The organism is Sphingomonas sp., from assembly GCF_040398505.1.
Classification (GTDB): Bacteria; Pseudomonadota; Alphaproteobacteria; order Sphingomonadales; family Sphingomonadaceae; genus Sphingomonas.
The window spans coordinates 35,171-50,475 of sequence record NZ_JBBATX010000003.1; the positions used below are offsets into that span (position 1 = coordinate 35,171).

Annotated in this window: 10 protein-coding genes; 6 read left to right on the forward strand and 4 right to left on the reverse strand. The window is 64.6% G+C overall.

From position 1 onward, the window contains the following. Nucleotides 1-123 precede the first annotated feature (123 nt). Nucleotides 124-324, forward strand: a complete 201-nt coding sequence (locus ABWP09_RS00935; protein WP_353203292.1) for a hypothetical protein — start codon at nt 124-126, stop codon at nt 322-324. A gap of 107 nt (nt 325-431) precedes the next feature. Here the strand turns inward: ABWP09_RS00935 and ABWP09_RS00940 are convergent, their stop codons facing one another. Further along, nucleotides 432-662, reverse strand: coding sequence for a hypothetical protein (locus tag ABWP09_RS00940; RefSeq protein WP_353203293.1), 231 nt, complete (start codon nt 660-662; stop codon nt 432-434). 251 nt (nt 663-913) lie between these two features. Here ABWP09_RS00940 and ABWP09_RS00945 point away from each other — a divergent pair, with 251 nt between their 5' ends. The 5 genes from ABWP09_RS00945 to ABWP09_RS00965 all read left to right on the forward strand — a co-directional run bounded on the left by ABWP09_RS00945 (nt 914) and on the right by ABWP09_RS00965 (nt 9,552). Then, the gene (locus ABWP09_RS00945; RefSeq protein WP_353203294.1) at nt 914-3,712 is read left to right on the forward strand and encodes a TonB-dependent receptor; all 2,799 of its coding nucleotides are present in this window, start codon (nt 914-916) and stop codon (nt 3,710-3,712) included. 76 nt (nt 3,713-3,788) lie between these two features. Continuing rightward, nucleotides 3,789-4,637 carry a glycoside hydrolase family 16 protein gene (locus ABWP09_RS00950; protein ID WP_353203295.1) on the forward strand — a complete coding sequence of 283 codons (849 nt, stop codon included), beginning with the start codon at nt 3,789-3,791 and terminating at the stop codon, nt 4,635-4,637. Next, nucleotides 4,637-7,177, forward strand: a complete 2,541-nt coding sequence (locus tag ABWP09_RS00955; protein ID WP_353203296.1) for a glycoside hydrolase family 3 protein — start codon at nt 4,637-4,639, stop codon at nt 7,175-7,177. The genes ABWP09_RS00950 and ABWP09_RS00955 overlap by 1 nt, the downstream gene beginning before the upstream one ends. 78 nt (nt 7,178-7,255) lie before the next feature. Beyond that, nucleotides 7,256-8,308 (forward strand): LacI family DNA-binding transcriptional regulator, encoded by a 1,053-nt coding sequence (locus ABWP09_RS00960; RefSeq protein WP_353203297.1) that lies wholly within the window; start codon nt 7,256-7,258, stop codon nt 8,306-8,308. 44 nt (nt 8,309-8,352) lie between these two features. Next, nucleotides 8,353-9,552 carry an MFS transporter gene (locus tag ABWP09_RS00965; RefSeq protein WP_353203298.1) on the forward strand — a complete coding sequence of 400 codons (1,200 nt, stop codon included), beginning with the start codon at nt 8,353-8,355 and terminating at the stop codon, nt 9,550-9,552. Nucleotides 9,553-9,580: 28 nt separating this feature from the next. On the opposite strand, the gene ABWP09_RS00970 is transcribed toward ABWP09_RS00965, so the two are convergent. The 3 genes from ABWP09_RS00970 to mmsB all read right to left on the reverse strand — a co-directional run bounded on the left by ABWP09_RS00970 (nt 9,581) and on the right by mmsB (nt 15,300). Further along, nucleotides 9,581-11,629 (reverse strand): amidohydrolase family protein, encoded by a 2,049-nt coding sequence (locus ABWP09_RS00970; RefSeq protein WP_353203299.1) that lies wholly within the window; start codon nt 11,627-11,629, stop codon nt 9,581-9,583. Between the two features lie 200 nt (nt 11,630-11,829). After that, nucleotides 11,830-13,839, reverse strand: coding sequence for a putative bifunctional diguanylate cyclase/phosphodiesterase (locus ABWP09_RS00975; protein ID WP_353203300.1), 2,010 nt, complete (start codon nt 13,837-13,839; stop codon nt 11,830-11,832). Between the two features lie 582 nt (nt 13,840-14,421). Then, nucleotides 14,422-15,300, reverse strand: a complete 879-nt coding sequence (mmsB, locus tag ABWP09_RS00980) for a 3-hydroxyisobutyrate dehydrogenase (RefSeq protein ID WP_353203301.1) — start codon at nt 15,298-15,300, stop codon at nt 14,422-14,424. Nucleotides 15,301-15,305 lie beyond the last annotated feature (5 nt).

Sequence of the window (15,305 nt, forward strand, 5' to 3'; positions counted from 1 at the left end):
CGCACGCTAATAGGATCGAAGTGTCGAGGAAATATGGATTGCGCGCGCCGGACGGGGCAGGATCGCCGGCCCCGGCCCGACAAACGGGTTGGACAATGGCACCGAGCACACTATCCGCCGCGCATGGGCATCACCGCGACAATCTTGAACACCACCACCGGCCAGCCGATCCAGAAATTCACCTTCGGCCGAATGCCCAAGCCATGGGTATCGTTCAATTTGGCGAGTGGCGAATTGGTCACGGCGGACCGGGTCGAGGTCGGAAAGCCGGCACCGGGTTCCTTTGCCGTTCCAGTGACGGTCTGGGTGACGCCGAAAAAATAGGCGGGATGATATCCCGCTCGACCCGCAGCCGCGAGCGCGCGGCATCGTTTCGGCTGGCGGCGTGGGTCGAGGATTTCCTCCACGGTGAGGGATCATCGCCGTAACCGTTACAGCCGATTGCGGATCGTCGGATGCTCGTCCGCGATCTTCAAGACAAGCGCGCCGAACGGACCATTGGCCCACGCAAACCACACCCGCGAAGCGTGGGTGGAATCGTCGCGCGCAGCCGCGCAGCGCGGCAAGTCCCCTGCCCCGTCGACCGCGGCGGCAAGGCCGACCGGCGTCCGGCGCGACACCCGATCCGGCGAGTCGATGACCGTCGCGCAGTCGATCGACATCGCTGAAAGATCCACCCTCGCCGGTTCGCAAATCATGGCAGCGCCGCGGCATGACTCAAGCGGCGTGGTCGGCGATAGGTCGCGTGCCACCAACGCCCCCGTCTAAAGCCCGTATTGCCCCGTCCGCCGCCAGAAAATAGCGGATTTCTGCACGCGAGCGGTGCCCTGAATTTGGGATTGTGAACCTTCACAAATTGAGGCATCTACGCGTCAGATCGTTTCGCAGAATTCGATATTCAGGGGAGAGGGCTATGAACACGCACCGTTATCTGTTGTTGGCAGGGGTCGCCAGTCTGGTGCTCGGCGCACCGGCTTATGCACAGGACGCGCCGACCAAACCGGCCGATCAGCCGGCCGAGGCGACCGCCGACAAGCCCGCCAAGGAAGACCCCAACGACATCGTCGTGACCGCCGAGCGGCGTCCGCAATCGCTGCAAAGCTATGCCGGTACCGCAGCGGTGCTATCGCCCACGCAATTGGCGAAGGTCGGCATCGTCAATATCGAGAATCTGAACGACACGCTGCCGGGTTTGCGCGTGCAGAATTTCAACGGCGCGATCGACATCGCATTGCGCGGGATCGGCACCAACCAGAATACCGAGCTTGGCGATCCGAACGTCGCGACGCATTTCGACGATGTCTATGTCCCGCGCGTGCAGGGACTCGCAAACTCCTATTTCGACTTGAAGGCGGTCGAGGTGAATTTCGGGCCGCAGGGTACCTTGCGCGGCCGCAACGCCTCGGGTGGGTCGCTCAACTTCATTTCGTTCGCGCCGGAGCTCGGCAAGTTTGTCGGCGTGATGGAGGTCGGCGCGGGGAATTTCGACCAGGCCAGCATCCGCGGCGTGTTCAACGTGCCGCTGGGCGACCATCTCGCGTTTCGCGTATCGGGCAGCGCCGACCGGCACGGTTCCTATTACCGCAATGTCGGGCGCTTTCCGCAAGTGGCGGCACCCTATGCCGACAATAATCGCGGCGTGCGCGCGCAATTGTTGTGGGAACCGACGACGCGGCTCAGCATCCTGATCGCGGGGGATTATAACAAGCAGGATTCGACCGGCTTCAACGGGTCGAATTATTCCAAGTTCCTCGATCCGGCCACGGTGGGCGGGTTCGCCAATGCCGTCAATTCGGTCAAGAATCCGCGCGATATCATCACCGGGCCGCTGGGCGAGCAATATTCGACCGAGCATTCCGGCATTCGTGCCCGCGTGACCTACAAGACCGACGGGCTGTTCAACGTCCAATATATCGGCAGCCACCGCGATTTGCGTACCGCATCGGACGGTGCCGGCCCGGCGAGCGTGGCATATCCCGGCTTCGAACAGGATTTCTACGGCATCGGCGGGACTCCCCTGCAGCAAGCGGTGGGGGCCGAGCGCTCCGACAATTACGGTCGAGGTCTTGGCCGCGGTGGCTCCTTCTCGGATTTCCACGAGCTGCGCTTCTTCAACGATTCCGAGCCACTGAAATATTCGGTCGGCGGCAATTATTTCAACGAGCGTCAGCGCACCCTCGTCACCTCGGTTGCCGATTACAACTCGTTCTTCCAGGGGCAGGAATTCAACACCAAGACCAAGAGCGAGACCTACGCCTTTTACGGCGACGCGACCTATTCGGTGACGTCGAAACTGCGCGTCACCGGTGGCCTTCGCTACACCGACGACAGCAAGTCCCGCACCGGGGTGATCTCGCGGCTGTTCTTCGGCGGCGGCGCGGCCGATTATAATTGCTGCGGCTATTTCCGGCTCGGAACGCCCGGTTTCGAATTCAACACCAACCGGACGATCTTCGATGTCGCGCGCAATCCCGCTGGCGAACCGCTGCCGGGCGCGGCGCTGGCCTTCTTCCTCGATGGCGTAAAATCGTTCGGCGCGCGCGACACGATTCCGATCGCCTTTGCCGATGCGATCGCGCGGCTCCGCGCCAATCCGGCGCTGGCCAATGACCCCAATTTCGGCTTTGCCAATGGCGCGGGCTGCATCAACTCGGCGACCAATCCGGGCTATGTCTGCCGCGCCGATGGGACCTTCACCTACAATTTCATCGCGCACACGATCAACAATCAGGCGTCGCAAATCCGCACCAATTTCATCGATTGGCGCGGGCGGCTCGAATATGATCTGAGCGACGACAACCTCGTCTACGGGCTCGTCTCGAGCGGGCATAAGGCCGCCAGCTTCAACGACAATCTTGGGTCGCTCGGGCCGGCACCCTATTTCCGTCCCGAAAAGGTCACGCTGTTCGAACTGGGCACCAAGAACGCGTTCACCGTCGGGGGGCGCAAGGCGGTGCTCAACTTGTCGGTCTTCTACAATGATTATAAGGACCAGCAGCTCACCGCGTTGCTCGGGGTCACCTCGATCGTCGCGCAGCTGCGCAGCAATCCCAACGACCCCAACAGCCCGCTGGTCAACGTAACCGGGCCGCAGAATGTGCCGAACGGCTTTAGCCAAAATCAGGTCGTCGCCTTCACCTACAATGCCGCCAATAGCGAGACCTACGGCATCCAGGGGAGCGGCTCGATCATCCTGCCGGCCCGCTTCAAATTGGGTGCCGATTTCCTGTGGCTGGAGGGGCGGATCAAGGACGCCGCGCCCGTGCAGGATTTCCGCTTCCAGGCGGATGTCGCGGGCGGGGTCGACTCCTCGGCGCGCCCGATCGCTGGTCGACGGCTGCCCTATACGCCGCGCTTCCAGCTCAATGCCTCGCTCGCCAAGATCATTCCCGTGGGCGGCCCGCTCGGTGGCTCGTTCGACGGGCTGATCAGCGTCTCGTGGCGCTCATCGAGTTTCGCGACGATCTTCAACTCGATCGACTTCAACCCTCCCGCCGCTGGGCCGCGTGAGTCGCTCAACGACCGCATTCCGTCTTACTATCTGGTCAATATGGCGGTGGGGTATACGCACGGCAATCTCCGGCTCGAGGCGTATGTGAACAACCTGTTCGACAACACGGTCGCCGCCGGGCTGCTCGTCAATCAGTTCAACAATACGCGGTTCTTCACCAACCCGCGGCTTGGTGGTGGACGCTTGCGGATTACGTTCTGAGGGTTGCGCGGGCGGGCGGCCAAGTGCGGTCGCCCGCCAACGTTCGCACCTACTGCCACCGCTTTGGAGATACGTCATGCCGAATCCCCTGCGCCGTTCCTCGCTGGCCACGCTTCTGCTTGGCACGCTGATCTCGACCGGCGCGCACGCTGAACCCGTTGTTCCGGCCGACTATAAGCTTGTCTGGGCGGACGAGTTTGCGGTCGATGGCCTGCCCGACGATAGCAAATGGGCGTATGACACCGACCACAACCGCGCCGGCTGGTTCAACAACGAAAAGCAATATTATGCCGACCACCGCGCCGAGAACGCGCGGGTCGAGGGTGGCAAGCTGATCCTCGAAGCGCGCGCCGACCCGGACGCGATCAGCAAACTGCCCGATTGGGGCAAGCAGCGCTACAGCTCGGCGCGGCTGCGCACGCTCGGCAAGGCGAGCTGGACGTACGGCGCGGTCGAAGTTCGCGCGAAGCTACCGTGCGGCGTCGGTAGCTGGCCGGCAATCTGGATGCTGCCCGACGACAAGACGGTGCCGTGGCCCGACAGCGGCGAAATCGACATTATGGAGCATGTCGGGTTCGATCCGGGCAAGGTCCACTTCTCGCTCCACACCAAGGCCGCCAACTTCATCCTCCATACCGAAAAGACCGCGTTCAAATCGGTCCCGACCGCCTGCACCGAAATGCATCGTTATCAACTGTCGTGGACGCCCAATCTGATCGTGATGGGGGTCGATGACGTGCGCGGTTTCAGTTTCAAGAAGCCGAGCATGAAGCGCTCCGACTGGCCGTTCGACGGGCCGTTCCACATCCTGCTCAACCTCGCAATCGGTGGCGATTGGGGCGGGCAGAAGGGCGTGGACGACGCTGCATTCCCGCAGCGGATGGAGGTCGATTATGTCCGCGTGTATCAGAAATCGGGGTCATAATGCGTAACCTGCCGGTGGTTCGACGTCTCCCGCTGCTCGCGCTGTGCGCCGTCCTGGCGACGGGGAGCGCGGTCTCGCTATCCCTGATCTTCGCCGGCTCCGCGCGCGCGCAGACGACACGCGCGAGCGCGACCGACGCACGGGTTGAAGCGATTCTGGGCGGCATGTCGCTCGATCAGAAGATTGCGCAGGTCGTGATGCCCGATACGGCCAGCTTCAGTGCGGCCGACATGGCGCAGTATCGCTTCGGCAGCTATTTGAGCGGCGGCAATTCCGGGCCCGGCGGCGATGAGCGCGCACCGCCCGAGCGCTGGCTGGCGCTGGCCGACGCCACTTGGGACGCGGCGATGGCACCGCGCGCCGACGGCCGCACGCCGATCCCGTCCCTGTGGGCAATCGATGCGCTCCACGGCCACAACAATATCGTCGGGGCGACGCTGTTCCCGCACAATATCGGGCTGGGCGCGACGCGCGATCCTGAGCTGGTGCGCGCGATCGGCGCCGCCACCGCCGCCGAGATCGCGGTCACCGGCATCGATTGGACCTTCGCGCCGACGCTGGCGGTGGTGCGCGATCCGCGCTGGGGCCGCACCTATGAAAGCTATTCGGAACGACCCGATATCGTCGCGTCGATGGCGGGGGCGATGGTCGAGGGGCTGCAGGGCACGCCCGGAACGCCGGGCTTTCTCGGCCCCGACAAGGTGATCGCGACCGCCAAGCATTTCCTCGGCGATGGCGGCACCGGCGGCAAGGATCAGGGAAACACCGTCGTATCGGAGGCTGATCTGCGCCGCATTCACGCGGCGGGCTATATCCCGGCGATCGCGGCGGGCGTCCAGACCGTGATGGCCTCCTTTTCCAGCGTCAACGGCGTGAAGCTGCACGGCGATAGGGCGCATTTGACCGGCTATTTGCGCGGCGGGCCTGGCGTCCACGGGCTTGGCTTCAACGGGCTGGTCGTCGGCGACTGGAACGGGCACGGGCAAGTGCCGGGCTGCTCGGTCGCCAGCTGTGCTGCATCGTTCAACGCCGGGCTCGACATCTTTATGGCCCCCGACAGCTGGAAACCGCTGCTGGCGGCAACCACGGCACAAGTACAATCGGGCGAGATCAGCATGGCCCGGCTCGATGAGGCGGTGCGGCGCATCTTGCGGGTGAAGCTTGCCGCCGGACTGTTCGAAAAGGGGCGCCCCTCGTCACGGCCGTTGGCGGGCAAGGTCGCGTTGCTCGCCAGCGCCGAGCACCGCGCGCTGGCGCGCCGCGCGGTGCGCGAATCGCTCGTTTTGCTCAAGAACAACGGCAATCTGTTGCCGCTCAAGCCAGCGCAAAGCGTGCTGGTGGCGGGTGAGGGTGCCGACTCCGTCGCGATGCAATCGGGCGGCTGGACGATCAGCTGGCAAGGCGGCGGCGATCTGACCAAGGCCGATTTCCCGCACGCGCAGTCGATCTATGGCGGCATCGTCGAAACGGTGCAGGCGGCAGGCGGAAGCGCGACGCTGTCGGTCGATGGCAGCTTCACCGCCAAACCCGATGTCGCGATCGTCGTGTTCGGCGAAAAACCCTATGCCGAATTCATGGGCGACCTCGACACGCTCGAATTCCACGACGATTACAAAAGCTATAAGACGATGCAGCGGTTGCGTGCCGCCGGTGTGCCGGTCGTCGCCGTTTTCCTCTCAGGGCGGCCGATGTGGGTCAACCCCGAGATCAACGCCGCCAATGCCTTTGTCGCCGCGTTCCTGCCCGGCAGCGAGGGCGGCGGCGTGGCCGATATGCTGTTCGCGCGGCCCGACGGGTCCGTCGCCAACGACTTTCGCGGGAAATTGTCGTTTAGCTGGCCGAACGGACCGATGCCGGCGAAGCTCGATACGCCGCGCGATCCCGGCACGCTGTTCGCGTTCGGCTATGGCTTGTCCGTTGCTGACCGCAGCGTGCTCGGCCCGCTTCGAGAAACCGCACCGGTCGGCCAAATCGTCAGTACGCGGATCGCGGTGCTTGGCCGCTCCGGGCTGCCCGCGGCATGGAACATGTCGCTGACCGAGGCAGGATCGCCGCCCGTTCCGATCAGCAGCAACGCCGGGCAGAGCCAGTCGGGCGCGCTGGCGCTGCGCGGGATTGATCGCGACCGGCAAGAGGATGCGAGACTCGCGACCTGGCGTGGTGGGACAAAGGCGCGGGTCGCGGTGACCGCGACCCGCTCGCTCGATCTGTCGGCGGCGGGACAGGCGCTGGTGATCGATTTACGCGTCATGGCCAAACCGACGGGCAAGGTGATGATCGGCGTGAAGCCCGCAGCGACGGTTGGGGGCAAGGCCGCCGATAGCCTGCTGGTCGATGCTACCGCTGTGCTGGCGGACCGCCCCGGCTCATGGCGCACAGTATCGATCCCGCTGCGCTGTCTCGGCCCGCGCGCGGCCCTTCGCGCGGTCGATACGCCGTTCGTGATCGAAACCGCGGGGCACCTGGCGCTGGCAGTATCGGACATTGGCATTGCGCCATCGAGCGGCACAATATTGCAATGCCCGGCGCAATCACGCTGAACAGGTCTTGAGCCGCGATGCGGATTGCGGGATAGGCTGCGCGTCCGCGACGATGCCGACAGGATTTTTAAGCACATAATGGCCAAAGGCGGTGGACTGACGATCGAAGACGTGGCGCTGGCCGCTGGCGTTTCGCGTCAAACCGTGTCGCGCGTCCTCAATAACGGGCCAAGCGTGCGGCCCGTGGTCCGCGAGCGGATTCTCGCGGCCATCGCAGAATTGGGCTATGTGCCCAGCCTTGCTGCACGCCGCATGGGCAGCGGGAAGTCCTTCCTGATCCTGGCGATCAACGACCGCGCCCGCACGATCGAGAATTGGACGGCGGGGCGCGGCAATGACTGGGTCGATCAGATGCTGCACGGCGGGATGCTGACGTGCGAAGCGCTGGGCTATCACTTGCTGTTCGAGCTGGTCGATACCCAACCGGCCTTGGCGATCAAGGCATTGGATAGCGCGCTGTCATCGCTGCGCCCCGACGGCGTGATCCTGACCCCGCCGCATAGCGAGAATCCCGAACTCGCAGCACTTCTGACCAAGCGCCGAATTCCGTTTGGCCGCATGGGATCGTCCTCGCGCCATGATGATGGCATCAATGTCTTCATGAGCGATCATGCCGCCGCGGTCGCCGCGGTGGAGCATCTCGTCGCGCTCGATCATCGCCGCATCGCCTTCATTTCCGGCAGTGCGCAATATGCCGTCTCGGACGCGCGCGAGCGCGGATATATCGACGGTCTTGCGGCGGCGGGCCTTTCGGTTGCCGACGGATACATCCAGCATGGCGACTTCTCGTTTGCGTCTGGGGCGCAGGCGATGGAGCGGATCCTGGCGCTGCGCGATCTCCCGACCGCGGTGATCGTCAGCAACGATGAAATGGCGTTTGCGGTGCTGCATGTCGCCGCCGATGCCGGAATTGTTGTTCCGGGTGCCCTGTCGGTGGTCAGCTTCGACGATACACCCGGGGTGCGCTTCAGCATGCCGCCGCTGACCGCAATCCGTCAGCCGATCTCCGCTTTGGCCTCGGCGCTGTGTACCAAGCTGATCCGCGCGCACGGCGGCGACGATCTGAACGGGGATTACGTGCTGCCGTTCGAACTGATCGAGCGCCAGAGTACCGCACGCTGCCCGGTGTAATCCCGCAGCGCGTCCCAACGCCGCCGCCCTTTGCGATTTGCTATGTGCTGGCGATGTTCGGTGCATTTGCGGCGTTTATACCGCTTTTTGCGCTGATTCTGCCCCACAAGATTGCAACCTTGCCCGATTTGGCCGGCGGCGGTGCAGTGCAGGCGCTTAGCTGGATTTTGGTGGCCGGCGGGGTCGCCGCGGGCAGTGGCAATATCGTTGCGGGTGTCGTGAGCGATGCACTGTTCCGACACACCCACAGCAGACGGCTGCTCATCACGATCGGTGCGATCGCCGTAGCCGCAGGCCTTGCGGGCTTGGCACGGGCAGATTCCTTCGCGGAGGTACTTCTGGCAATCGTGGCGTACCAGCTCGCGCTCAATCTGATGCTGTCGCCGCTGGTCGCGCTGATTGTGGATTATGTGCCCGATCACCAAAAGGGGCGCATGGCGGGGTGGCTCGGCCTGGCACTGCCGTTCGGGTCGTTGATGGTGACGGTGTTGACGATCGCCGCGCCCTTGGCCCCTGGCGCCAGCCCGACGGTAGCACTTACCCTCACCATCATCGTCGTGCTGATGCTGGTCGCGCCGCTGATCGTGTTCTGGCCGGTTCCGCCGCTGATTGCGCCCGAATCCGCGATTGAGACCGCCCCGCAAGCGCGGCGTCGCTGGGTCGTGCACGATTTCATCCTGGCCTGGACGGCGCGGCTGCTGGTCCAGTTCGCGGCCGCCGCAATCTGCCCGTACCTCTATTTCTATGTCGCCGATGTCGTCCGGCCCGTCGGGGGCGTCCGCGCGGTCGCGTCGGCCGTCGGGGAATTGGCCTTTGCCTTTGCGGTGATGTCGGTTGCGGGCGCGCTCTTCGTGGGGTGGGTGTCGGATCGACTTGGCCGTCGTCGCGCACCGCTGGCGCTTGCCGCGATCCTGGTCGCGGCCAGCCTGGCGCTTTTGTCGGTCGCGCCCGGCTGGCCACTGAGCGTGGCAGCGTATGGCGGTCTCGCCGCCGGGCTGGCGGGATTTCTGGCGATCGACAGCGCGCTGGTCGCGCAACTCGTTGCCACCAACAGCCGTCGCGCAACGTTGCTTGGCGTCATGAACCTGACCAACACCCTGCCCGGCATTCTTGCGCCAGCCCTGACGCTGGCGGTGATCGGCGAACGGGGCGAGGCTGTGCCGATCGCCCTTGTGATGCAGGTCGCGGCGGGTGGCGCGCTGGTCGCCGCGTTCTGCGGCAGCCGCCTTCGCACGCTGCGCTGATGCGGCGACGAAATCGGCTCGGTGCCTGCTATTTCGGCATACCGCCCATGCCGCTCGCCCCGCGCAAAGCCGCGCCATCGAGGCGATAGCCGTCGAGGAACACCGTATGGACGTGGCGCAGGTTTGTGATGTCGGCCGACACGTCGCCATCGACCAAAATGACATCGGCCGCCTTGCCCGGCGTGATCGATCCGGTGCGGTCGGCCATGCCGGTCATCCGCGCGGGAACGATCGTTGCCGACTGCAGCGCCTCGGCATTGCTAAGCCCGGCTTGCTGATACAATTCGAGTTCGCGGACGAGTTCGAGCCCGGATCCGTCGGTGCCCGCCACGATCCGCACGCCCGCCTGGTGCAATTTGCCGACCAGGCCGACCATCTTGGCGAAGCTCTTGCGGAAATCGTCGCGCGTGACGCCGTCGAACAGCGGGTAGCCCGCGATCTTCCACCCACGCACGACCGCAGGCGGCGCGACATCGGCAAACGGCGCATATTCGGGCGAGATCGCGCTGCCGTCGGATGTCATCAGCGGTTCCCAGACCGTGAGCGTGGGATCGATGATCGTCTTGCGCTGCGACAATTCCTGATAAAATGCCGTCATCGCGGGCGAATCGAGATCGACATCCTTGCCATATTTCGCAGGCCCTTCGAGCCGGGCGGCGGTGTTGGCCTTGTCCACCACCGCCTGCGGCATCGCTTGCATCATGATGAAATTGATATGCGTGATCTCGTCATAGCCAGCGCGGACCGCATCGAGCGGGCGCATCCCCGCCGGCACATGGCCGTGGACATGCAGGCCGAGCCGGTGCGCCTCGGCTGCAGCGGGCGCGATCCATGCGGGGTTCATCGACGTATAGAATTTGACGCCCCACAGGCCCGCCGCCTTGATCTTGTCGACCGCCGCGATCGCTTCTGCCGGCGACGAGACAGTCAGTGCGCCTTGCGCCGCCAGCGGATCCTTCCGATCGATGATGACCGAGACCTTGCCATCGGGCGCGATCAGGTCGCCGGCCGCGCGGCGCTTGAAGATGTCGCGCGATTCATCGATCATCGACCCGGGGCTGCGATAGTTGGTCATGCCGGTCGCGACATTCTGCAGCAGGTTCCAGTCATCCCCGCCGATGTGCTGATGCGAATCCCACAACCCGGGCGACAGCGTCTTGCCGCGCCCGTCGAGCACAACCCCGCCCACCGGCACCGGGATCGTCCCGCCCGCGCCGACCGCAGCAATCTTGCCACCGGCGATCAGCACCGCGCGATCGGGCAGATAGCGTCCGTCGACCGAATCGAACAACAGCACATGGTCGATCAGCGTCGGCGTCCGGTTGGCGGGTTTCAGGAAGGCGTGCGCGACCTCGCGCACCATGTCGGCGGTCGCCTTGTCCTGAATGTCCTTCAGCTTCGGGCCGTTCGCCTCATACCCTTCCGGCAGGAAGGACACGATCCCGGCCGCCCCGAACAAGCGGTTGTCGCTGTCGAGCCAGATCGGCGACGGGGAAAAACCGTAGCCCTTGATGAAAGCGAGCTTGACCGTGTGCGGCCCCGCCGGCCCGTCAATCTGAACCGATTGCCGGATCTCGATCGAGGCGTGTCCGGTCGGCAGCAAATCGACGCCCGCGCTTCCGGCGGCGACCAGCGCGGCGATATCGCTTTCATTGGCGAGCGGCGGGCCGCCATAGGTGTTGTAGCGCTTGGTGCCGAACGGGGCGGTGCCTTCGTCGACCGCGGTTTTCCACCGCGCCACGCCCTGCGCATCGACGCTGAAGCTTTCGGTTGCATCCCCCGAATCGGTAAAGCCGCGAATGGCAATCGCCGTCGGGCGCTTGTCGGCGGCAAGCGTGACGGTTTCGTCGGTCTCGGTCACCCAGCCGCGCAGCGACATCGACATGCGATAGGCCATACGTCCGTCGGGCAGGCGCCACGACCAGATGTCGCCATGCTTTCCGGCGACCGAACTGATCGTATAGTGCCGCGCGCCCGGCGGCGGCGTCAGCAACTGTTCCTTCTTGATCGGCTCGGCGGTGGCCGGGAGGGCGGCCGCAGCCGTAGCGAGAAGTACGGCGCAGATCGTCGAACGCATGGTCAAAGCCCCCTGATGCAATGTCGGCAGAGTGCCAAGGTCGGGGGCGCTTCACAACCTTCGATAAAGCGCATGCAAGCGTGGCTGCGGATTGCGCCGCCCCAGCGCGCGCGTCCCGGACGAGCAGAGTCAAGGCGCTTGACCGGGTATTGGGCTTTTGGCCCAGCACGAAGCGGGATCAGCGAGGCATCGCTCGTCGCCTAGCTCCCCGCAATACCGCGAAGCGCAGTGCCGCGCTCCGACCGCGCCAGGTCCGGCGCTGCGGCGATGAGGGGGCGCAGGTCATGACCTGCGAGCACCGCAGCGGAGGGCCGACCGAAATAATATCCCTGGAACAGATCGACTCCCATTTCGGAAAGGAGCTTGGCTTGCTCTGCTGTCTCAACACCTTCGGCCACGACCGAAATCCCGAGCCGCCGCGCGATCAGCACCGTACTTTCGACGACCGCGCCGCCTTTGCCATCAAGCGTGGACATGAACGACTTGTCGATCTTCACCGCGGTTACCGGAAAACTCAACAAACGCGACAAAGAGGAATATCCCGTCCCGAAATCATCGATCAGCAACGATACGCCGATCGCGCGCAAACTCTCGATCGAGGAACGGGTCGCGTCGATATGGTCTTCGGCAAAGACCGACTCGGTCACTTCGAGTTCGAGCCGGCCGGCGGCGAGGCCGGTCTGGGCGAGGATCTGGGCGACCCGCAAGGCGAAATCGCTTTCGCGCAGCTGCTTGACCGAGACGTTGATCGCCACGATCGGCGCATGATCGGACGTGGTCCACGCGACCGCATCGGCACAACCGCGTCGCAGCACGAGATCGCCGAGCGCAATGATCCGGTCGGTTTCCTCCGCGATCGGAATGAATTCATCGGGATTGATCGTGCCAAGCTTTGGATGGTTCCAGCGCGCCAGCGCTTCATAGCCATGGATGGTGCCGGTGCGCCAATTGAAGATTGGCTGATAATGCAGCACGAGTTGTTCGACCTCGATCGCCTCGGGTAGCGCGCGCGACACGTCGAAGCGCCGCTTCTGGGTCGCGGCATAGGATTCGCGGAATGTCAGAACCTTGCCGCGCCCCTGCCGCTTGACCTCCGCGACGGCGAGGTCGGCTGCAAGGATCAGGGCTTCGTGCGTGCTCGCATCGCCGGGAAACATCGCAAGGCCCGCCGACAGGCCGATCGAGAGGCTGTGCCCGTCAATCTGGAAGGGCTGGCTGATCGCGTCGATCAGGGCGTGGCCGATCCGTTCGGCCTTGCGAGAAACGTCGTCGCCATGCCCCAGGACGAGAACGAATTCATCCCCGCCCCAGCGCGCGAATATCGCATTGTCGGGAAGCAGGCCGCTCAGCCGCTCGGTAACCCCGCGAAGGATGCGGTCCCCGACATCATGGCCCATCGCGTCGTTGATTTGCTTGAAGCGGTCGAGATCGAGAAACAACGCGGCGGCATCGCGGCCATTGTCGGCGTGAAGGTGCGTGTGCATCCAGGCGAGGAGCCGCCGCCGGTTCGGCAGGCCGGTCAGGCTGTCAGAATTGGCCGCGTCGGCCAGCGCCCTCGTCCGCTCCTCGATCCTGCGTTCGAGGTCGGTGTTGAGCGCTTGCAGATCGCGGACAAGATCAACATTTTGGTTCTTCAACACGACGCTGCAATGGATCGCGAGGTAATTGCGTCGATGGATGACGAGCATCACGATCAGGAACATCAAGCCCAGGATCGTCATAACGCCACCCTGATGATCGCTGGCGAACAGCAGGATGGAGGCCGGCCCGAGCATCATCGCGATATACACCCGCCCCTCGCGCAGCATGCTCGCCATGACCCCGGATCCGCCCGCCGCCAGCGCCGAGATAATGATCGCGACCATATACTGGCTGGGGCTATTCGAGTGGCTCACCAGCAGCGCCAGACCTGCCCATAGCGCCGCAGACAGATACAGCCCGACTGCGAACTGACGCCGCCATCGCACCGATTGGCCCAGCGTGCCGCCCAGAATGACCGCGCGTGGCAGACGGGCGCTGAGTCCATATCGCAAGAAAACCAAGATCGCCGCCGCCGCGAACCACCACGCCACCCAATGCGCGCCGTCCGACCATAAGATGATCGAGACGCCACCGCATGCGACGAAATTCATGCCCAGCATCGGCTTCAGGTTTTCGAACGCGATCGCCAACAGGTCCCGCTCAACGCTCTGAGGCTCGCGGGCGTGCATGACAGTCCCCTTCCCTTCCTTCCGGCCGACGACTCGATCGCTCTTGGCCCAACCGTGGCGCAGGTCGGAAGCGGGATATCCGCCGATGATCCGGCGGCACGATCCAAGCCGCGACGCTGGATCAATGCCGGCTTCCCCGTCCACCTGCGCTGTGCCCATTATAGCCGATGCCAGCGCCCATGCGGTTTCGCTGTGCGTTTTTGTGCAATAGCGGGGGACAGGCCGGTGGGGTCGTGACCGCGGGCCGTCATGCCACCCTGCTCGCTCCCCGAACCTGGTCAACAAAATGGCGCTGACGGAGTGCGCTACCGCGTTCAGGCACGCACGAGCGAGTCCTCGCGCCGCGCCCTACGCGCGACGCCAATCCCGCCGTGGCGCGTCACTTTGGCGATGGGGTCTTTTGATCCGAAAGACCCAGCTTGCGACGTTCAAAGCCCCACGCCACAGCGCGATACGCATCCGCCCTCCGGATTTGGCGGCTAGCGTTGAGGCGTCAACGCGAAACCATCTCCTGAAGTAGAGACGATTCCGGCAGGACAGTATTTTACGCGGATATCCAGGAGCCGAACGAAAATTCGACTCTCAGCCCCGCAGCATTTTGATGATGCCGGAGAAATCCAGTCCGCCCTGCCCTTCGTCGGCGAAGCGCTGGTAAAGCTCTGCCGCCTTCGCCCCCATCGGCGTGTCGGCACCCGTATCGGCGGCGGCGGCGGCGGCGAGTTTGAGGTCCTTCAACATCAGCATCGTGGCGAAGCCGCCCTGATAGTCATGGTCGGCGGGGGTGTCGGGGCCGACGCCGGGGACCGGGCAATAGCTTGTCATCGACCAGCTTTGCCCCGAGGCGACGCTGGAAATGTCGTAAAAGGTCTGCGCGTCGAGCCCCAGTTTCTCGGCAAGCAGGAACGCCTCACACGTCGCAATCATCGTCGCGCCGAGCAGCATGTTGTTGGCGATCTTCGCAGCTTGCCCGGTCCCGTTCGCCCCGGCATGGATCACCGCCTTGCCCATCGCCGACAGGATCGGCTCGGCCCGCGCGAACGCCGCATCGCTGCCGCCGACCATGAAGGTCAGCGTGCCGGCATTGGCCGCGCCGATGCCGCCCGAGACGGGGGCATCGACCGCGGCGAGACCCTTGACCAGCGCCGCCTCGGCAACCCGCTTGGCGGTGGCGACATCGATCGTCGAACAATCGATCAGGATCGCGGACGGCGCGACGCTGGCGGCGAACAGGTCGGTATAGACCGCCTCGACATGCGCGCCCGCCGGCAGCATCGTGACGATCGCCTCGGCCCCGTCGGCCGCCGCGGCCGCGCTGGCGGCGGGGAGGCATCCGGCGGCTTTGGCGCGTGCGAGCGCTTCGGGCGACAGGTCGAACGCCCGGACATCATGTCCCGCCTTGGCGAGGTTCGCGGCCATCCCGCCCCCCATATTGCCAAGGCCGATAAAGGCGATGCGTGTCATGGTCT